Origin of the sequence: Wolbachia endosymbiont of Cardiocondyla obscurior (assembly GCF_902713635.1) — a bacterium.
GTDB classification, from domain to species: Bacteria; Pseudomonadota; Alphaproteobacteria; order Rickettsiales; family Anaplasmataceae; genus Wolbachia; species Wolbachia pipientis.
Map to the genome: position 1 here is coordinate 16,235 of NZ_CACTIU010000004.1, position 19,294 is coordinate 35,528.

Annotated in this window: 20 protein-coding genes and 3 pseudogenes; 11 read left to right on the forward strand and 12 right to left on the reverse strand. The window is 35.0% G+C overall.

Annotation, left to right across the window (positions count from 1 at the left end; translation table 11 throughout):
- Positions 1–3 precede the first annotated feature (3 nt).
- From nuoK to WOCAOBSORBRA_RS00655, 3 genes are all read right to left on the reverse strand, one after another.
- The gene (gene nuoK / locus WOCAOBSORBRA_RS00645; protein WP_006012916.1) at positions 4–312 is read right to left on the reverse strand and encodes an NADH-quinone oxidoreductase subunit NuoK; all 309 of its coding nucleotides are present in this window, start codon (positions 310–312) and stop codon (positions 4–6) included.
- Positions 303–890: an NADH-quinone oxidoreductase subunit J gene (locus WOCAOBSORBRA_RS00650; protein ID WP_006279581.1), complete on the reverse strand. Its 588-nt coding sequence runs from the start codon at positions 888–890 to the stop codon at positions 303–305. Before WOCAOBSORBRA_RS00650 ends, nuoK begins: the two co-directional genes overlap by 10 nt.
- A gap of 73 nt (positions 891–963) precedes the next feature.
- Entirely contained in the window at positions 964–1,680 is a 717-nt protein-coding gene (locus WOCAOBSORBRA_RS00655; protein WP_174515685.1) for a hypothetical protein, read from the reverse strand.
- A gap of 322 nt (positions 1,681–2,002) precedes the next feature.
- Here WOCAOBSORBRA_RS00655 and WOCAOBSORBRA_RS00660 point away from each other — a divergent pair.
- From WOCAOBSORBRA_RS00660 to WOCAOBSORBRA_RS00670, 3 genes and pseudogenes are all read left to right on the forward strand, one after another.
- Positions 2,003–2,991 (forward strand): annotated as a pseudogene (locus WOCAOBSORBRA_RS00660) (IS630 family transposase).
- 61 nt (positions 2,992–3,052) lie between these two features.
- A pseudogene (locus WOCAOBSORBRA_RS00665) lies at positions 3,053–3,394 on the forward strand (WD_0964 family protein); the annotation flags it as partial.
- A gap of 127 nt (positions 3,395–3,521) precedes the next feature.
- On the forward strand, positions 3,522–5,438 hold the full coding sequence (locus WOCAOBSORBRA_RS00670; protein WP_155969319.1) for an ATP-dependent helicase: 1,917 nt from the start codon (positions 3,522–3,524) through the stop codon (positions 5,436–5,438).
- Positions 5,439–5,592: 154 nt separating this feature from the next.
- Here WOCAOBSORBRA_RS00670 and WOCAOBSORBRA_RS06210 read toward each other — a convergent pair whose 3' ends face one another.
- Complete coding sequence (locus WOCAOBSORBRA_RS06210; protein WP_065094389.1) at positions 5,593–5,805, reverse strand: hypothetical protein; 213 nt, start codon at positions 5,803–5,805, stop codon at positions 5,593–5,595.
- A gap of 4 nt (positions 5,806–5,809) precedes the next feature.
- On the opposite strand from WOCAOBSORBRA_RS06210, the gene WOCAOBSORBRA_RS06215 reads away from it, so the two are divergent.
- Entirely contained in the window at positions 5,810–5,971 is a 162-nt protein-coding gene (locus WOCAOBSORBRA_RS06215) for a hypothetical protein (protein WP_237357334.1), read from the forward strand.
- An 85-nt stretch (positions 5,972–6,056) separates the two neighbouring features.
- Here the strand turns inward: WOCAOBSORBRA_RS06215 and WOCAOBSORBRA_RS00680 are convergent, their stop codons facing one another.
- The 5 genes from WOCAOBSORBRA_RS00680 to WOCAOBSORBRA_RS00695 all read right to left on the reverse strand — a co-directional run bounded on the left by WOCAOBSORBRA_RS00680 (position 6,057) and on the right by WOCAOBSORBRA_RS00695 (position 9,667).
- Positions 6,057–6,278: a transposase gene (locus tag WOCAOBSORBRA_RS00680; RefSeq protein WP_155969599.1), complete on the reverse strand. Its 222-nt coding sequence runs from the start codon at positions 6,276–6,278 to the stop codon at positions 6,057–6,059.
- Positions 6,221–6,349, reverse strand: a complete 129-nt coding sequence (locus WOCAOBSORBRA_RS06400; RefSeq protein WP_255317429.1) for a hypothetical protein — start codon at positions 6,347–6,349, stop codon at positions 6,221–6,223. Before WOCAOBSORBRA_RS06400 ends, WOCAOBSORBRA_RS00680 begins: the two co-directional genes overlap by 58 nt.
- Positions 6,350–6,382: 33 nt before the next feature.
- On the reverse strand, positions 6,383–6,586 hold the full coding sequence (locus tag WOCAOBSORBRA_RS00685; RefSeq protein ID WP_007549940.1) for an IS5 family transposase: 204 nt from the start codon (positions 6,584–6,586) through the stop codon (positions 6,383–6,385).
- Between the two features lie 91 nt (positions 6,587–6,677).
- Positions 6,678–7,844 (reverse strand): aspartate kinase, encoded by a 1,167-nt coding sequence (locus WOCAOBSORBRA_RS00690; protein ID WP_155969028.1) that lies wholly within the window; start codon positions 7,842–7,844, stop codon positions 6,678–6,680.
- 404 nt (positions 7,845–8,248) lie between these two features.
- Entirely contained in the window at positions 8,249–9,667 is a 1,419-nt protein-coding gene (locus WOCAOBSORBRA_RS00695; RefSeq protein WP_174515686.1) for a hypothetical protein, read from the reverse strand.
- A 135-nt stretch (positions 9,668–9,802) separates the two neighbouring features.
- Here WOCAOBSORBRA_RS00695 and WOCAOBSORBRA_RS00700 point away from each other — a divergent pair, with 135 nt between their 5' ends.
- Positions 9,803–11,077, forward strand: a complete 1,275-nt coding sequence (locus WOCAOBSORBRA_RS00700; RefSeq protein ID WP_010082345.1) for an APC family permease — start codon at positions 9,803–9,805, stop codon at positions 11,075–11,077.
- 213 nt (positions 11,078–11,290) lie between these two features.
- Here WOCAOBSORBRA_RS00700 and WOCAOBSORBRA_RS06615 read toward each other — a convergent pair.
- Both WOCAOBSORBRA_RS06615 and WOCAOBSORBRA_RS00715 read right to left on the reverse strand, forming a co-directional pair.
- A pseudogene (locus WOCAOBSORBRA_RS06615) lies at positions 11,291–12,251 on the reverse strand (IS110 family transposase).
- A gap of 320 nt (positions 12,252–12,571) precedes the next feature.
- Entirely contained in the window at positions 12,572–13,024 is a 453-nt protein-coding gene (locus tag WOCAOBSORBRA_RS00715; RefSeq protein WP_015589289.1) for a hypothetical protein, read from the reverse strand.
- A 140-nt stretch (positions 13,025–13,164) separates the two neighbouring features.
- Between WOCAOBSORBRA_RS00715 and WOCAOBSORBRA_RS00720 the strand changes: the two genes are divergently transcribed.
- Positions 13,165–14,199: an aspartate-semialdehyde dehydrogenase gene (locus tag WOCAOBSORBRA_RS00720; protein WP_010962945.1), complete on the forward strand. Its 1,035-nt coding sequence runs from the start codon at positions 13,165–13,167 to the stop codon at positions 14,197–14,199.
- 402 nt (positions 14,200–14,601) lie between these two features.
- On the forward strand, positions 14,602–14,733 hold the full coding sequence (locus tag WOCAOBSORBRA_RS06410; protein WP_255356250.1) for a hypothetical protein: 132 nt from the start codon (positions 14,602–14,604) through the stop codon (positions 14,731–14,733).
- Between the two features lie 348 nt (positions 14,734–15,081).
- On the opposite strand, the gene WOCAOBSORBRA_RS00725 is transcribed toward WOCAOBSORBRA_RS06410, so the two are convergent.
- Positions 15,082–15,582 carry a Smr/MutS family protein gene (locus WOCAOBSORBRA_RS00725; RefSeq protein WP_174515687.1) on the reverse strand — a complete coding sequence of 167 codons (501 nt, stop codon included), beginning with the start codon at positions 15,580–15,582 and terminating at the stop codon, positions 15,082–15,084.
- 92 nt (positions 15,583–15,674) lie between these two features.
- On the opposite strand from WOCAOBSORBRA_RS00725, the gene rlmB reads away from it, so the two are divergent.
- The 4 genes from rlmB (at position 15,675) to WOCAOBSORBRA_RS00745 (ending at position 18,926) form a co-directional block, all read left to right on the forward strand.
- Entirely contained in the window at positions 15,675–16,439 is a 765-nt protein-coding gene (gene rlmB, locus WOCAOBSORBRA_RS00730) for a 23S rRNA (guanosine(2251)-2'-O)-methyltransferase RlmB (protein ID WP_174515688.1), read from the forward strand.
- Between the two features lie 79 nt (positions 16,440–16,518).
- Positions 16,519–17,241: a Bax inhibitor-1/YccA family protein gene (locus tag WOCAOBSORBRA_RS00735; protein ID WP_174515689.1), complete on the forward strand. Its 723-nt coding sequence runs from the start codon at positions 16,519–16,521 to the stop codon at positions 17,239–17,241.
- Positions 17,242–17,778 carry a cytochrome c oxidase assembly protein gene (locus tag WOCAOBSORBRA_RS00740; protein ID WP_174515690.1) on the forward strand — a complete coding sequence of 179 codons (537 nt, stop codon included), beginning with the start codon at positions 17,242–17,244 and terminating at the stop codon, positions 17,776–17,778.
- 170 nt (positions 17,779–17,948) lie between these two features.
- Positions 17,949–18,926 carry a quinone oxidoreductase family protein gene (locus tag WOCAOBSORBRA_RS00745; RefSeq protein WP_174515691.1) on the forward strand — a complete coding sequence of 326 codons (978 nt, stop codon included), beginning with the start codon at positions 17,949–17,951 and terminating at the stop codon, positions 18,924–18,926.
- Positions 18,927–19,294: the final 368 nt, after the last annotated feature.

The window sequence follows — 19,294 nt, forward strand, 5'->3', positions numbered from 1 at the left end:
CTTTCATTCTTTCATTAAATTTGCTTGTTCAACATCTATATTGCCACGGCTTCTATAATATACAACCAATATTGCAAGCCCAACTCCTGACTCTGCTGCCGCAACAGTCAACACAAACATCACAAAAATTTGCCCAACTATATCATTCATAAAGGCAGAAAAAGCAACTAAGTTGATATTAATTGCCAGCAATAATATTTCTATTGATAACAATATATTGATTATGCTCTTACGGTTGATGAAAATACCGCACACTCCAATAGTGAACAAAACAGCAGCAACTATCAAAAAGTGATTTAATCCTATTTCCATTCTACTCCTTTTCCAAATTTAGCCTTAATCAATTTTACAGATGAAGATTGTGTCAATTGCTTTAATACATTCTGTTTTTTAACTCCTTTTTTCTTGTCCTGCAAAGTAAGAGCAATTGCACCGACAATTGCAACAAGCAGCAGAATACCAGAAAGATGAAAAGCGTACATGTAGTCGGTATACAGCAAATTACCAATAGCTTTCACATTATTGGTATTATAGTTTATAACATTGCTTATATTCGGTGCTGAGCTGCGGATTACAAAGCTGATGACTAGAAAAAACACAACACACAACATAGCACCAAGAGTGCAATGCTTTGCAAAACCCTGGCGCAACCTTATGTAGTCAATATCGAGCATCATAACTACAAAGAGGAACAACACCGCAACCGCACCGATGTATACTATCATCACCATCATAGCAATGAACTCAGCTCCAAGGAGAATGAAAAGAACTGCAGAGTTAACGAAGGTGAAAATTAAAAATAATACTGCATGCACAGGATTTCTTACACTAATTACGCATACAGCAGATAAAATGCTGAGAATTGCAAAAAAATAAAAGAAAAAAGGCATTGATACTTTAACTGCAACAATAGTTACTAATTTAAAGTGACTATTGTTGTAAAGTCAATACTAAATGCCTACCTTATGGATGAACTTGCGATTGTGATTTTAAACACTCAGGAGTAAGGACATTCTTAATCACAGTACCTATGCTCATATGGCGATCCTTTTGCCTTTCTTCACTGACCTTTTCACAAGATTTTCCAATACCATAACCCACCAGTGCACCAACAACAGTGGCTGCAATAAATACTGCAACAGCAACAATAGCAGGAGCTAAAGTGGCAGCTCCTGCAAGGTATGCTATAGCTGCTCCAATAATTGCACCACCACTTAAAGCACAACAAGTTCTACAAGCGTTTGGCTTGCTTTTAGGATTTGAAATCTCTTCTATTATTTTAAGTTTTTCTGCTACTAAATCACTACCTTGTTGTTTTTCTTCATCATTTAACTTACCAAATTTATATAAAATCTTTGAAGTGCATTCTAAGTATTGTCCAACAGATTGCACATGTTCTTTTAGTGCATCTATTGTTACTCCTTCATTAAAGTGTTCTCTCAAAGTATCATGATCAAGACGATCAAGTTCCCACATAAATGAAGTATGTATCTCATTGATTTGCTTAATAAATTCCTCAAAGGGCTCCTTTATTTGTTCAACATAATAACTTATTATGTCAGTCGTTTTTTTAACTGATTCAACATTATGGATTCTTAAATTTTCCACAGATGTTAAAGACGTAATAACTATCCGTTCTTCAAGTGAAAGTTTTCTTTGCTCATCAGAATTAGTAGGCATATTTTCTCCTATTTACTATACTTAACATACAATAATTTTAACTAATATTTTCACAATTGTCAAATTTAGGCGTCCATTTTTCTCAAAGTTCAAAGTACACAACAAAAACTTTACAGAGTGCAAGTAGTAAAATTCTTGACAACTTTAATTTATTAATGCATAATATATGTATATTAATAATCAGCGGTAGCTCAAAATGTACAACATATTTGGTTATTTCAAAAGCAACAATAGTTCTAATACCAATGCCCGCTACACAAGTAACGGATAGACAATAATAGAAAAAAAGCCATACTGAAGTAAGTAAAGTAGCGAGGTTTAAATGGCATTAAGATCAAAATTATTGGATGAAAAAGTGGTGGAATCAGCAAAAGAAATGCTGAAGAAAGTAAGAAATAACGCATATGTTGCAAAAAAACTAAATGCTGTAATTGCAGCAAAAAAGCACAGTATAACAGCCGTAGCAAAGATATGCTGCATTTCAAGAAAGGCACTTACTGCATGACCTAAAATTTGGCAGAGAAGAAAAATTATTTGCTCCGCCTCAACGCCGTAGAAAAACTATATTGAATCAAAGTCAACGTGAACAAGTTGAGGTGTGGATAGAGGAAAACCCCAATATTACTATAAAAGAAATGAAAATAAGAATTCAAGAAAAGTTTGGTTTGAATATCAGCAAATCTACAGTACACCGTAATATGCAAAGAATGAAATTCTCATATATCACACCAAGACCAGTGCATAACGGACAAGATAAAAGTAAACAAGAGGAATTTAAAAAAAAATCTTAATGAAACTATTGTCATGTATCCTGAAAAAGAGCTATTTTTCTTCGATGAATCGCGGTTTGGCACACATTCAAAGATTGGACACGGGTGGTTTAAAAAAGGCATTAGGACACAGGTTAAGGTAAAACTAGGTAGGCAAAATTTTTATCTCTATAGTGCAGTTAATCCCAGAAATGGAGAAAGTTCTAGCTCAAACGTCAATACTGATTGTATGAATATATTCCTTGAGCAGATGTCACAATATTTAGGAACAAGGGAGGCATTTCTTATCATGGATTGTGCTAGTTGGCATAAGTCAAAAAATTTAAAAGTACCTAAAAATATCGACATTATATACCTACCACCATACTCACCTGACCTCAATCCTGTTGAGAGGTTTTGGTTATATATAAAACAGAACATTTTGCGTAACAAAATCTACGACACAATTGCTTTGCTTGAGAGCGCTTTGTGCAAATTTATTACCTCTCTTTCTCACTCCACAATTAAAAAACTCTGCAATGCCGCTTATTTGATTCACTAGTAATGAGAATTGGTATAACGCACAAAGTAGCAGACTAGATGGAGAAAGTTATCAATACACCACAAGAGACTATATGACAATTTACTTTAATAACACACTAGCAAGTTTCAGTAGATCATTGAGAGAATTTAAAGAAAAAGCGTATGGATTTATGTATGATATCGGAACTTGGTTGAAAGAAACATATGAAAATCTCACTGAACGACCTGCAACGCATAATCGCTATACCCCAAAAGAAAAACCCCTTGTTGAAGTTGAAGAAATAGAAATGAAGGAACTAAACCGTACATATAAGCCATTCCAAACTCCACTTATCCACCCAACAAGCAGAAGTTCTGGTGCCAATACCTCAAATCAAGTTGTTGTTACTCGACATACACCTGAAACTACTAAAACAAAATAGATGTAAAACCTACGTTTAAATATGTAGTACTTGAGTGAAGCATTCTTTAACTGTTCTATTCAATAAAACCTTTACAATATTTCAATCATAGGTTTAACTTTACGAAGTTATAATCTATAGGGCTACGATGAACGATTATCTCTCACTGCTAAATCCAGAACAACAATCAGCTGTAACTAACATAGATGGACCGGTTTTAATATTGGCAGGAGCCGGAACCGGAAAAACAAGAACGATTACTTCAAGAATAGCACACATAATTAGAAATGGTCACGCTTATTCTGATGAAATATTAGCTGTTACATTCACAAATAAAGCAGCAAATGAGATGGTATCAAGGGTACTTGAGCTAACGGGCACAAACATACCATGGCTTGGCACTTTCCATGCAATTGCAGCAAAAATTTTGCGCCTGCACGCAGAAATTGTGGGCTTAAACCCCAATTTTACAATCATTGGTGTGGATGACCAATTACAGGTAATAAAAAATATTATCAATGAAATAAGCCCTGATTACCTATCAGAAAAATGTAAGACCATTATGAATATTATTCAGCAATGGAAAGAGAAGTGCTTATTGCCATCTGAAGTGGAAGATATTCAATCATTTAGGCCAGTGTACGTAACTGCACTCAAAGTCTATCACCAGTATCAGGAAAGGTTGAGATTCCTTAACTCTGTCGATTTTGGTGACTTATTGCTATATAACATACAACTCTTTAATCAAAAGACCGAAGTTCTGTCCTACTACCAAAACAAGTTTAAATATGTCATGGTAGATGAATATCAAGATACAAATGCGATACAATATCTTTGGCTAAAATACCTTGCAAAAGAGCACTCAAATATTTGCTGTGTAGGAGATGATGACCAGTCGATATATAGTTGGCGTGGTGCAGAAGTTGAAAATATTTTGAAGTTTTCTGATGATTTTAAAAATGCAAAAACCGTTAAACTAGAGTGTAACTACAGGTCAACATCCCACATACTTGCAACTGCGTCATATGTTATCAATCACAATAAGACTCGCTTAGAAAAAAAATTGTGGACAACAAACATTGAAGGGGAAAAGGTAAATCTAATAAAATTATGGGACGGAAAAGCTGAAGCAAGGTTCATAAGCGAACAGATATTAAAGCTCAATAAATACAGATTTAGTGACATTGCAGTGCTGGTAAGGGCCACTTTTCAAACTAGAGTTCTCGAAGAGTATTTTATAAAATATTCAATTCCCTACAAGATTATAAGTGGCGTAAAATTCTACGAACGTCAGGAAGTCAGGGATATAATTGCATATTTAAGACTCGTTACAAACAATAACGATGACTTAGCTTTCGAAAGGATCGTAAACCGGCCAAAAAGAAGCATAGGAGCTACAACTCTAAAGAAAATATACACGACTGCTCAGGATAACAAAATTTCTTTTTTTGAGGCAGCAAAAATATTAGTTAATAGTAATCAAGTAACCGAAAGAATTAAACTCTCACTAAATGATTTTTTAAATAAAATTAAAGCTTGGGAAGAAATAGTAAGCGTAAAACCACTGCATGAATTCGTTAAAATCGTAGCAAACCAATCAGGGTATATTGAAATGCTTGAAAATGAGGAGGTAACAGGCTTAGCACGAATAGAAAATGTCAAGGAGCTCATCTCATCTTTAAAAAATTTCGATAATGCCACAACTTTCTTGGAGCACATAAGTTTGGTGATGGAAGTGGATAATATGAATAACGATGACACCGTATATGTTATGACTCTTCATGCAGCCAAAGGACTTGAATTCCCGTGCGTGTTTCTACCTGGTTGGGAAGAGGGATTATTTCCTCATCAAAGATCTTTTGATGACAAAAGTGGTAAAGCTTTAGAAGAAGAAAGGAGACTCGCATATGTTGGCATAACCAGAGCCAAAGAAAGGTTAATCATTTCATGTGCAGATAGGAGGGAAATTAACAACCAGTGGCAACCGATGCGCACTTCTCGGTTCATTAAAGAATTGCCAAGAGAAAATGTTGAGGTAATTAAAAGCAACATTGCCTACTGTTGAAGCTATAATTGCAGATAAACATATCTTACAAATCTGAATTACTTTAACTATATGTTTCTCCTGGCAAAAATTCTGTAACCGTTCACACTTAATTCTTCAATCTCATACCAATTTCTATTACATAACAAACAAATAGACAATAGAAGTGAGAAGGTTATACTAAGGCAGTATAATGATGGAGTTTTGGAATGGCATTGGTATCAGGTTGCAATTTTAGCTTACATTGTGCCAATCTTTCTTCAATTGCTGCTCGCATAAATTCTGCCTGTCTTTTAGTTCTGCAGTGCACTATCGCATCATCCACATATCTTTCAAATGGTACTGTTGGGTGATTTTGTTTCATCCATATATCAAATGCATGGTGCATAAATATGTTTGAAATGATTGGGCTTATTGAACCTCCTTGCGGAACTCCTTTTTTCCCTAACTACCTTACTGCCATCTGCTTGCTGAATAGGGGATTTCATCCACCTTTCAACATACAGTATGACCCATTTGCAGTCTGTGTGCTTCTTGATAGCCTGCAGTGCTAAATTGTGGTCCAGATTGTCGAAAAATCCTGTAACATCAACAGCTTTCTTGGTAATCGTATCCTGTCTCCAATAAACAGCGGTTTTGCTATGTATCCTTGATCAGCAAAAACTTACGTAAAGTTGGAGCCTTGTATTTAGCTTGAGTGAAAAGATTTAGAGCACCATCACGATCTTGAACACTTGCACTATGAACATCAGCCGCAATAATTAAGCCCACTGTATCTACAACAATATGACGTTTTCTACCCTTTATTTTTTTTTCAGCATCATATCCTCTGGATCCCCTTTTTGAGTGGTTTTTACTGATTGACTGTCAATTATTCCTACTGAAGGTGTTTCATTTTTACCAAACATTTTTCTTACCTCTTTTACTAGCATATTATGTATTTTTTCCAATTTGCCATTACTACGTCACCTGAGAAAATAGTCATACACCGTCTTCCATGGAGGAAAATCTTTCGGCAGCATTCTCCATTGACAACCACCTCTCATTATATACCTTATTGCATTAATAATTGTTCTGATATTGTGCTTTCTTGGCCTCCCTATCTTTCCTTGTGCAACATGTGGCTCCAAAATTTCCCATTCCTTATCACTTATATCACTTGGATACAATTTTCCCTCCTATTTTTTACTTACACTATCATATTTTTTTCCTCATTCCTTTTCAAGACATACTCTTAGACAACTGGACGTCAAGCCTATCCTAGTGCTGCATATCAAGCTCATACTCAGTATGTAAATCTTTGACTAAAGCTACAGCGCATTCTTTTTGAACAATTATACTGATTTTGATTTCAGATGTTGTGATAGCAAGTATTTCTATCTTTTTTTCGCTTAAAACCTTGAGTGTGCGGTGCATCACTTCAGTGTTAGACATAACACCAATACCAATTATTGAAATTTTAGCTACATTATCGTTTATAGCATAATTTTCATTCTTATTCAGTAACTTTTCCATTAAATCAATATCAAATTTGGAGATAACAAAACTTGACCCATGTATCATATCAATTTTAACGTTTGCTCCTGCTATATCTCTTAAAGTACGCAAGTTATTTGCAAGGTTAGTGAAAGTTACAAGAGCTTCATTAGTGCTATAAGTTATTCCAGTAATTAAGTATCTCTCTAGTACATCCCTTTTGTGTAGCACTGTGGTGCCTTCTACTTCCTTAAAAGTGGATAGCACTTGCACTTTAATGTTATGTTTCATTGCAAGTTGTACTGAACGATTATGCAGTATTTTAGCACCAGATGACGACATTTCCAACATTTCATCGTAAGAGATAAATTTGAGCTTGCGTGCCTTTGGAACAATTCTCGGGTCTGCTGTATATATTCCATCAATATCAGTAAAAATTTCGCAAATTCTAACACCAAAGGCTACCGCGAAGGCAACTGCTGATATATCAGAGCCTCCTCTTCCAAAAGTAGTGATTCTATCATCATTTATACCCTGAAAACCAGCAATGATCGCAGCAGTATAACCCTCAGCAAAAGATCTTTTCACACGGTCAATCTTTATTGTTTTTATTTTAGACTCAGAATAAAAATCATCAGTTACAATTGGTAACTGCCAGGCAAGCCACGATTTAGCATTAACTCCGATCGATTGGAGAGTGATAGCTAATAGACCGCAAGAGATTTGTTCTCCTGCTGAAAGCATAACGTCATACTCTGATAACTCTTGTCTGCAACTTAAATTTGAGATTTGCCTAGCCTGAAAAGCCATTTGGTCAGTAAATCCTGCAACAGCAGATACAACAACGATTACATTACAACCTTTCTCAATATCGTTTTTTATCAAATTTGCAACTCGGTTTAAATCAGTTAGCGAAGTCCCACCAAATTTTTTTATGATTATTTTGTCCATAGTTACAATATAACTCTCTTCTGAAGAAAAACATAGTTTTTGTAGAGATAGCAGCTTGCAAGCCATTCAGAAAAGGGAAGATAAAACTATAAAAAACCATAGGCGCCAGTTGGTTTTTAGCTAAAGTCAAGTGTCTGGAATTTTAGGCATAGAATCCCCCATATGAACAAGATTCAGAAAAAATGCAACGCACATTGGGCAGAGATTAAGTATGCGTGTGCACCCACATACACTGAAGAAGATACGCCACATTTTTAACTGAAATTTAAATGAAAAGTCTGCAGACGGAGACAAATTTTGAGCTCGAGAAACATCTCTAATTGTCATTATAATGAGGTTTCAAGTATGCGGAAGTAATTTTTTTAGCTAAAGTCAAAATTTTCTACCATGACATGAGCCCACCACTAAGCAGCAGGAGACCTTGCATGACCTCCAAAAAATGCTTTTACTCTTTCAAGATAAGTAGGTGGTTCTGCAGGGATTTCTATATTATACATTGAATAATACACTGCTTCCTTTATACTATCATCTGTAACTAATTCCCTTAATTTTTGCTTTATGGCACCTCTTTGAATACTTTTTCCATACTCTTCGTAAAATTTTATGTAAAGCTCTTTAAAGACAAATTCTCTTATTTCTATTATTGATTGGTTAATGTTGCTCTTCACCTCATCGCTTATATTATTTTTATCCGCATAATCTTCGGAGTAAAAATCTTCAAACTTGTCTACCAAAATTTTTAATTTTTTATAATTGCAATATTCTTTTAAAAATCTTTCAGTAAATTTAGGTGTTAATACGTTCACTGCTCCATTTATTTGAACCAAGAAATTATTTTTCGCTTCAAGACAACTAAGCGAATAAATAATACGATCGAACATTCCCAGAGTACATAAACCAAGTCCATCCTTTAAATTCATTAGTAATAGTGAATTCACATCTGATTTTTGATTCTTAGCAGCAGTTGAAACTAAGTTTGCAGCTTGTGTGAGAGTTAGTCCAGTTTTTGATTCTTGCCAAGCTGCTTCATTGGAACCATTAAAGTTAAGATAAAGTTTTAATTGCTCTTTTTGCTCAGTTGTAAGCTCATCTGAATTATTTATGTAGTCTTCAAACTCTTTATTGAGTACATTTGGTTGAGTTCCAAATTTCTGTTTTAGTTCTTCAGCGCAGTTTATGACACTTTCCTCAAAACTTCTAGTATGAACACTTTGACTACCAGTGCCCACATCACTTACATTAAACAAAAAGCTTAGCTGCTTTACATTCAAACCCAAAGGTGAAAAGAGTTTTACTGATGGATATTTTATTAACTCAAGAAGTGCTACTGGAATTAGCAGTGCATAATTTAACAATAATAAACCAAAATTAAATATAAGAAACCCACGTAGAGCTGATACCTTTGATGCAATATACAAAAATGGAAGCTGTAGGTAATATATCAAGTGTATACTGAAGAATAAGATTTTGTCCTTTAATTTTATTGTTGGATCTTTATAAACCTCAAACAACATGCTATTGCTATCAATATTGTTGTTTTTAAAGGAGGTATAGTTGTTTATGATCTTCTCTTGCAAGGGAAGAAGCATTTTATTCAGGCAAATAAACGCAGCAATAACAATAAAACCTGTAGCCAAAAATGCTAGTGCAGGGCTAGAAGTGCTTGTAGATAAATAGGCATAAAGACCATCAACAATTAAGTTTTTGTATAATCTTTCAAAGGGACGAACTAGAATCGGGTCAAGGATATAGTTAACAAGAAGATTTAAATAATACACGAGAAACAAAAGTGCAACCAAAAATGCTTTTAATCTCGGATTCATAACCCCCTCTTAATAATCTGTTAATATAATCTATTTTAGGAATAAATTGAAAAAAATGCAAGTTTTTATGTTAAAAGATCAATTGAAATTTCTGAGTTTAGGGTATATTGTTAATCTATTTAGATAAGAATTATTGTGTCAAATAAAATAGGTTTTTGGGCTATTTTTGCCTTAGTGATTAGCAGCCAAATTGGCTCTGGAATTTTTATGCTTCCAATTAGCCTTGCTCCATATGGCATGTATAGCCTTATAAGCTGGATAATATCAGGGCTTGGTGCTATATCTCTTGCTTTAGTTTTTGCCTCACTCTGCGCAAAATTTCCGGAAACGGGTGGCCCTCACGTCTATGTAAAGCATGCTTTTGGCCCTGCTGCAGCTTTTTTTGTTGGTTGGACGTATTGGGTGATCTCATGGGTTAGCACAACAGCCGTAATAGTTGTGGGTGTTGGTTATCTTACACCATTTTTCCATGAAGATATTCAAAACGTACATCTGTTTTTAGAGATGTTATTACTTACAATTATTACACTAATAAATTTTAGAGGAGTAGCTACTGCTGGACGTGTTGAGTTTTTATTGACGGTGATAAAAATTTCTGTATTGCTTGTAATACCTATAGCAGCATTGTTTTTTTTTGATAGAAATAACTTCATCATAAGTGAAGAAATATCAAATCTTACAACATCGCAGATTCTTGCCCGTTCTACACTTATTACTCTATGGGGTTTTATTGGAGTTGAATTGGCAACAGCACCTGCAGGGTCAGTTGATAATCCAGCTAGAACAATACCAAGAGCTGTGGTACTTGGAACAATCTCTGTTGCTGTTGTGTATTTTATCAACAATCTTGCAATTATGGGATTAATAAATGGCAATGATTTAGCAAGTTCAAGAGCACCATATGTTGACGCAATAAAAATTATGGCCTCTGGCAATTGGCACTTGATTATTTCTATAACTGCGTTCATTTTTTGTGTTGGTACTTTAAACGCTTGGGTACTAGCTAGTGGACAAGTGGCCCTTGGCCTTGCAAAAGATAAACTGATGCCACAGTTTTTTGCTCAAAGAAACAAGCACGGTTCTCCTTTCTGGGGCATAACAACTAGCTCAGTTGGAACTGCAACTTTACTAATCCTCACTTCAAGCAACAATTTTGCTAAGCAGATCACATCAATTATCGACTTTTCTGTAGTTTCATTTTTATTTGTTTACCTTGCATGCAGTCTTGCTTTTCTCAAAGTTATTGTGCAAGAAAAGAGTTGTTACAAATTTTTAATTGGCAGTATAGCAACAACCTTTTGCTGCTGGGTAATATTTGAAACTTCTGTGAATACCTTGCTGATCGCAAGCTTATTCACTGCAAGTGGCGTACCTCTTTATTTATTTTGGTATCGCAGAGTTTCTGTATAGCAAATGTTATGTATCTGTTCAGCAGAGTGGCAAAATAAGGTAGACGAGAAAAGACAACTATAGGAAGAAATGGGTGTCATGCCAGTGCGTGACACTGGCATCCAGTTCTTTCGCGCAGTTCCATCAAAAACGTTGTAAAGGATTAATCGCTTTCGTGTTTACCAACTTAGTGCCCAATCTGGATCCCAGATACTGTCTCTGCTGTCAAACAAATTATCCAACAAAATTACAATTAAATGGTTGATTATTTTTAAGAATACCAAAAAAGACATGCATTAATTTTCGCATTAACGCAAGAACTATGACTTTTGGACATTTGCCTTTACTTGCTAGACGCTGACAAAACTTTTGAAAATGATTATTATGGTTTTTGACTACTATAGCTGGCATATAAAGAGCTTTTCGAATACGCTCAGATCCTATTTTGCATATGCAACTTCTCTTACTTACTGACGATCCCGATTGATAATGTCCTGGATTTAGACCAGCAAAAGCTGTAAATTGTTTAGCATTGTCAAAGTTATCAACTGATGGCATTTCTGCGACAACAGCAACAGCAGTAAGATATCCTATACCTTTTATAGTCTTAAGGTTTTCCACCATATTTTTTAGATGTGGATAGTTATTTATATGCTCATTAATTTCTTTTTCGAGAACAATAATTTGCTCCTCTATTGCCAAAATTACTTTAGATATAGCTTCTTTGCAACTGGAATGCATATTTTTGTTTTCCAAGCGATTTGTCTGTTGCACCTTATCATCTTTTAGCGATTGCATGCAACGGTAAAGCTCCCTCAAATGCCTCATTTCAGGTGCAATGGGCTTCCAAAGAGCAGGTTTGTTGGCGATACAAAATCTAGCTATCATAGCTGCATCTGATTTATCTGTCTTATTTCTGAGCAGCTCACTTTTGCCAAAAGCTTTCTGGGTTTACTATACTGACATTATGTCCTAAATCGTGCATAAAAGTAGCCAAATCTTCTCCATACCAACTAGTTGCTTCAAGACATAAATGAGTAAGATTTGCTCCATGGCCATTGCACCAAACTACAAGTTTTGCAAAACCATCTTGATTATTTTGAAAGACTTTGTGTCGTTTTTTACTGTCCACTAACAAACAAACATCAAATTTCTTTTTTGAAATATCCACACCCAAAATAGCATTTACTTGCATAAAATTGCCTCCAAGACTATAAATAAACTGAGAGTTTAGACTAACCTTGTAATACGGGATATAATTCCAAAAGATACTGTTCAGTCTTTAACTCTATGGGAGGGAAGCAAAATCTGGCTTAATGGCATTAGTGTCGCATCAGCTTCACCCTCCCTGTGAGGTATTTTAGCTCTAATGCCTCACATCATAAAGATACAAGTGTCACGCACTGGGATGACGAGAAAGGAGCACTGGAATTTTTGTTTCAATATTTGTACATGAGCCATGCATCTGAACAGATACAATGTTATAACTAGAGATAATTTTTAAATGATTGATATTTATGAACTACGACTTTTCTTGTTGTCCACTTGTTCAACATTACCCTTCTCAAGTTTACTATCTACTTCTTTTGTGTGTTCATCATCTATACTAGTTTCATCTTTTATCTTACTAGGGTAATCTTCCTGCGATTTTTTATATGCTTCCATGTTGTCATATATAGGGTTACTGATGATTTCTATTTTTTCAGGTGTGAAAATCCTTGCTAAAAATCTCCTTATTATTGGTATTGACCTTAAGAGATCTCTTAGCTTTGAAGATTCTTGTCTTTTGTTTAGAGACTGTTGGTCTATTTTAGAGGTTTTTACACCATACTTTTTATCATCAAAATTTATTGTAGGCTTTCTTTTATTCGAAAGAACACTTTGGGCCTTTGATCCATTGGTTCCTTCAGGACCTTGAGGTGTAGACATTGCAGGTTTAACCTTAGTTTCATCGTATTCCTTACTCATCTTTCATTTCATTATGTAATATTACTAATATTGCATAATAATAGCTAAATTACAATTAATTGCAAGGTAAAAATATTAAAACAATTGTAAATTTTGTCAGTAAAAATATAATAGAACTTTAAAATTAGAGGTTCATCTATATGAGATACAAAATTGCTGTTATTGGAGCAACCGGAAGAGTAGGGCGTGAGGTATTAAGCACGCTTGCTGAATTTCAAGATGAGGCGATAGATTGCGTTATTGCACTTGCATCGAAAAAATCAGAAGGGAAGAAGGTGAGCTTTGGTGACAAAGAGTTAACAGTTTTATGCCTTGAGGATTATGACTTCGTTGGAACTAATGTAGCCATTTTCTGTGCTGGATCTCATGTTTCTGAAGAGTATGTACCAATTGCAACACAGGCTGGATGCATCGTGATAGATAACAGTTCCCATTTTAGAATGAAAGAGGGTGTGCCACTCATTATTCCAGAGATTAATAAAGAAAAAATTATGGAATATAAAAACCACAACATAATATCCAATCCAAACTGTACTACAATACAGATGCTGCTAGTACTACATCTATTACACCAAAAAGCAAAAATAAAGAGAATCGTTGCTTCAACTTATCAATCAACTTCTGGTGCAGGCAAAGCAGCAATGGATGAGCTCTATGACCAGACAAAAAAAATCTTTATGAACGAAGCTAAAAAACCCAAGATATTCTCTAAGCAAATAGCATTCAATTGCATTCCCCATGTAGGAGAATTCATGGAAAATGGCTCTACAGAAGAGGAATGGAAAATGCAAGAGGAGACAAAAAAAATTTTAGAGGAAGATATAAAAGTTACTGCAACTTGTGTAAGGGTACCCGTCTTTATCGGTCACGCTATGGCAGTAAATGTGGAATTTGATCAACATATCACTGAAGAACAAGCTCGTGAAGTGCTAAGTGAAGCCGAAGATAGTGGAGTTTTAGTGTACAACAGGCGTGAAGATAGTGAATACATAACTCAAATTGATGTTGTACAGGAGAATGCTGTATATGTATCGCGTATTAGAAGAGACAATACTGTTGAGCACGGATTAAATATGTGGATAGTGGCTGACAACCTGCGCAAAGGCGCAGCATTAAATATAGTGCAGATTCTTGAGATTTTGATAAGAGAGCATTTGTCAATCAAGTGCATATAGAGCGCACGTACGTTGTAATTCGAAGGAAATTGTATATCACATGGCAGCGCGTGACGCTGGAATGGCTTTGTTGCATCGCTACTTATGAAAGGCTAACTATAATTAGGATTATAAGCAACTTATTGAAAATCTTGTTTTTTTTGCAATCAATCTGATCAAATTTAAGAATAGTAACTTGTTATTTATATTAATAAATTTAATTCTATTGAAAATAGCTAAAGCATTGAAATTCTTGAATTTTAGCCGGATTAGTGAGTGGTAGTGAAATTTCTTTTACTCAAATTTAGGTATTCACTGACCGTTCTTGTTATAAATACCAGAATAATAAGCTACTGATATTCTCCACCTTTTTTATCTTTAATCCATCATAGCTAGCGATGCAACAAAGCCGGCTGGATTCCAGTGTCAAGCACTGGAATGACACCATTTGCTGTGCAGTTTACCTTCAAAAATGAATGTTCGTACAGCTATGGAATAAATCGCGGTATGACGGTTCGCAGCGGTATAGTAACTCGTCACCCCGCTACTTGTTAGCGGCTGAGATACCGCGGCGGTATGACGTAGAAGCTATACTTTTATACTCACCAACTCAGTATCCAATCTGGATCCAAGTAGTCAAGCTATTCGGATGACACCCTCATAAAGTGAAATGAGATCCCGCTAACACGTAGCGGGATGACGAGAAAGGGGCTACTCGGATGACACCCTCATAAAGTGAAATGAGATCCCGCTAACACGTAGCGGGATGACGGGAAAAGAGGTACTGGGAGACATCCTTCCTGGTAGACCCAAATCACAATGTTCGCACAGTTGTGCGTCACGCGCTGCCGAACACTGTATGGTTATACAAGAAAAATTAAGGCTTAAAAGGAATTTTAAGTATCAGGACTCAAGGTTTTTATTCCTTCTTAATAAAACATAAAAAGCCCCTTTACCACCATGTTTTTTCGTAGCTTGTTGGTAGTATAGAACCATATGCTGGATTTTAGTGTCATTTAACCATTTATTTAAGTTACTCTTTATAGTGTCTGTTTTGTTTGTTGCACTGCCGTATCCCGTAATTATCAATAAACATCTATTTCCTGCTCGATAATTTTTGATAATAAAATCTATCAATTTACAGTAAGCATCCTCTATATTATAGCCATGCAAATCGAGCTTGTCGCTTATAAAATATTTACCCCTATCAATCTTTGATTTTGTGTTGTAGTCAAGACAAAATGATGAGTTACCATTATTGGTATTAAGAAAATTCCCTTGTAAGTCGGAGGTACCTTTATCAACCATAGACTTTATATTTACTTTATGATCAACTTTCAAAGTAACTTTTCCACATTTTATTGGCTTAACATTTTTTTGCCAATCCAACTCATCGTCCGACATAAACGCATTAATCGAATTGTATAATTTTACAACAATATTCAAACATAGTAAAATGTTGCTTATTCTATAAAAACCCGATTTTCAATAATACGATGAAATCGTCAAAAACTAATGAGAATTTTTGGCTGTATGGAAAGCACACCTGCATGTCAGCACTAAAGAATAAAAATAGGCGGTGTATAGAACTGTTAGTAACAGAAAATTTCTATAGAGAACACGAAAAAGAAATTAAGCAATATGCAAATAGTAAGGGCATTAAAGTTCGATTAGTAGAAAACAAAATACTTAATGACGTTTTACCCAAAGGTGCTAACCATCAAGGAATTGCTTTAAATGTTGCCCCTATTCTTTATAACTTAAGCATTGAAGAAATAGCTGAAAGCTCGAACGATAGCTCTACTATAGTCATTTTAGATCAAGTCACTGACACGCACAATATTGGGTCGATTTTAAGAACTTCAGCTTGTTTTAATGTCGACGCATTGGTTTTACCACATAACCATTCACCAAGTGAAAATGCATCTATTGCAAAAGCAGCAAGTGGAGCATTGGATATTGTCCCACTAATATACGTTACAAATATAGTAAAAACTATGCAGTATTTAAAAAAGGTCGGTTACTGGTGTTATGGGTTTGATTGCAATACTAAAGAAAATATGGATGGAATAAAGAGTTTTGAGAAAAAAAGAGTAATTATTTTTGGTTCCGAAGAGAAAGGAATGCGGAGGTTAGTTAAAGAAAACTGTGATTATCTTTTAAAAATACCAATGTCAAATGCAATTAACAGTTTAAATGTTTCAAATGCAGCAGCAATAGGCCTATATTCTATTTATATTAAAACAAATGCCAGCGCATAGCTGTTTATAATAAAAACACTTGATAAAAATATGGTTTTATATTATAATGTGTTAAGTAATGGACAAAAGGAGTTATATTATGTCTTATATGAGAAATGAACAGGATATTCGCTCTCAAGGCGTTTATTATAGTGCTGGGCTTAGAAGTTACTTAACTAAAGTATACAATTACATGGCTTTAGCTTTGGGCGTCACAGGACTTGTTGCATTTTTAACGGTGTTTTCTGGTCTTTTTCAGGTAATTCATTCTAATCCCGTTCTATCGCTTGTGGTAATGTTATCTCCGGTTGCATTGGTGTTCTACATGTCTTATAGAATTCAACACCTAAGTGCTCAGTCTGCCGTTACTATATTTTTCTCGTTCTCAGTGTTGATGGGGCTTTCCTTATCTTATATTTTTATAGTTTATACTGCAGAAAATATAGCAAGAGCGTTTTTCATTACATCAATTATGTTTGGCTCTATGGCTTTATATGGTAATACCACAAAAAGAGATCTTACAAGTATGGGCTCTTTCTTGATTATGGGAGTCTTGGGGATAATTATAGCATCCATAGTAAATTTATTCCTTGGAAGTAGTCCTCTCTACTTTGCAATATCGTTCATATCAGTAATAGTCTTTACCTTAATGACTGCGTATGATGCTCAAAGAATCAAGGACGTTTATTATAAATATAACGACGGATCAGAAGTCGCTACTACTAAATTGGCAATACTGGGTGCAACTGATCTTTATTTTAACTTTATTAACATATTTCTCAATCTACTCAGGTTACTTAACTTGTTCAATAATAGGGACTAGATGTTTTCCTTTTTAAGGAAAGGTAGTAAGAATTCTATAGTTTTCTTTCTAATATCTCTAGTTGTATTGATGTTATGTCTTGCATATGCATCGGTGCCTCTATATAGCATTTTTTGTAAAGCTACTGGGTATGGTGGCACAATAAGAAAAGTAACTAACACAACAACAAATATAACTAACCAAAAGATCAGGGTCCATTTCAATGCTGATATAATGTCCGATCTACCTTGGGAGTTTAAATCAGAAACTAACTACTTTGACGTAAACATAGGAGAACAAAGTTTAGCATTTTATTACGCAAAAAATCTATCTGATCAGCCTTCATTTGGTATGGCGGTGTATAATGTTACGCCTTTCAAAGCAGGTAAGTATTTCAATAAAGTTGCATGCTTTTGTTTTGAAGAGCAAATGTTGCTACCAAAACAAAAAGCAGCTATGCCCGTATCTTTCTATATAGATCCTGAGATAATGCTTGATAACAACACAAAAGATTTGAGCGAAATAACACTATCATACACGTTTTTTAAGCTTAAGTAACAGAATGTTTGCAAACCGTGTCATTTCAGTAATCAATAGGGTGTCATCCGAGTAGCTGACACTGGGATGACAAGAGGTAACGCAAGAAGTCTATTGATTGTGAAAACAATAACTTTGCAAAATATTAATTGTTAGATAACATAATCAAAGTTTTTGTCTTAATATTCATCATGGTTAGAGCTATACAAATAAAAAAAACTGGGGGACCAGAAGTATTAGAATTTGTAGATAAGAGTATAGGTGAGCCAAAAGGCGAGGAAGTCTTAGTGCGTCACACAACTATCGGCTTAAATCGTTATGATTTAGAGCACAGAAAAGGTACGCGCAAAATTAAAAATTTACCATCAGTGCTTGGGGTAGAAGCAGTGGGAGTTATTGAAAAGCTTGGTAAAAAAATCAGTGATGGGTTGAAGGTCGGAGATAGAGTTGGATATTGCACAGCTCCTCCAGGGGCATATTGTGAAAAGCGCATTATACACCAGAAATATCTGATAAAAATTCCAGATGACATATCTGATGAAGTTGCTGCTGCAGTGCTGTTTAAAGGTATGACAGCTCACTATTTAGTTAATCAATCTTATAAAGTTAGGCCTGGTGCTTTCGTGCTAGTTCATGGGGCTAATGGTGGTTTAGGACAAATAATATGCCAATGGGCAAAGGATAAAAAAGGTGTAGTGATAGGTTCTGTAAGCTCTGATGAAAAAATGAAGATAGCTTTACAAAGTAGCTGCACATACGCAATAAACTACAATGATAAAGACTTCGTTTCTAAAATTATGGAGATTACGCAAAACAGAGGAGTAGGTGCAGTATATGACCCCATAGGTTACGCTACAAGCAAGCTTTCTTTTGAATCTTTAGGCAGGTTCGGCATATACGTTTCCTATGGGCAGATATCAGGTAACGCTCCTATTAGTTTTTCTTTACTTAGTTCACGTTCGTTATTTGCAACTGGAACCTCAATATACCATTATAAGCATGATAGATTCACATTAGTGCTTACCACAATGGAAATCTTCGAGATGATAAGAAAAAAACTTTTAACTGTACGGATCAATAAAAAATATAAATTTGATGAAATAATTCAAGCACATCGTGATATGGAAAATAGAAAAGCGAGTGGGTTAAATATTATCAAAATCTCTTAAATAAATTAGTAATTTAAACTAACCATTCATTAAGTCATATCAACTAGAACTTCACATATTTAATTCTCCTTTTGGGGGAATTAAAAGCATATAGCTAAACTGACTTAGATTTACCGACAACCGTCATCCCGCTACGTGTTAGCGGAATCTATACCGCGAATAGACTTCTTGCATAACCCAAATTAAGTAGAAAAAGGTATCATCCGAGTAACTGACACTGGTTCCTTTATGACGGTAGTAGCCCCCCTTCTCCTGTCATTCCAGTGCTCCCTTTCTTGTCATCCAAGTAGCTGACACTGGGATGGCTTTGTTGCATCACACTTTATGAGATGGTGATTTATGGTAAATTCATGTAACTATCTCAAATT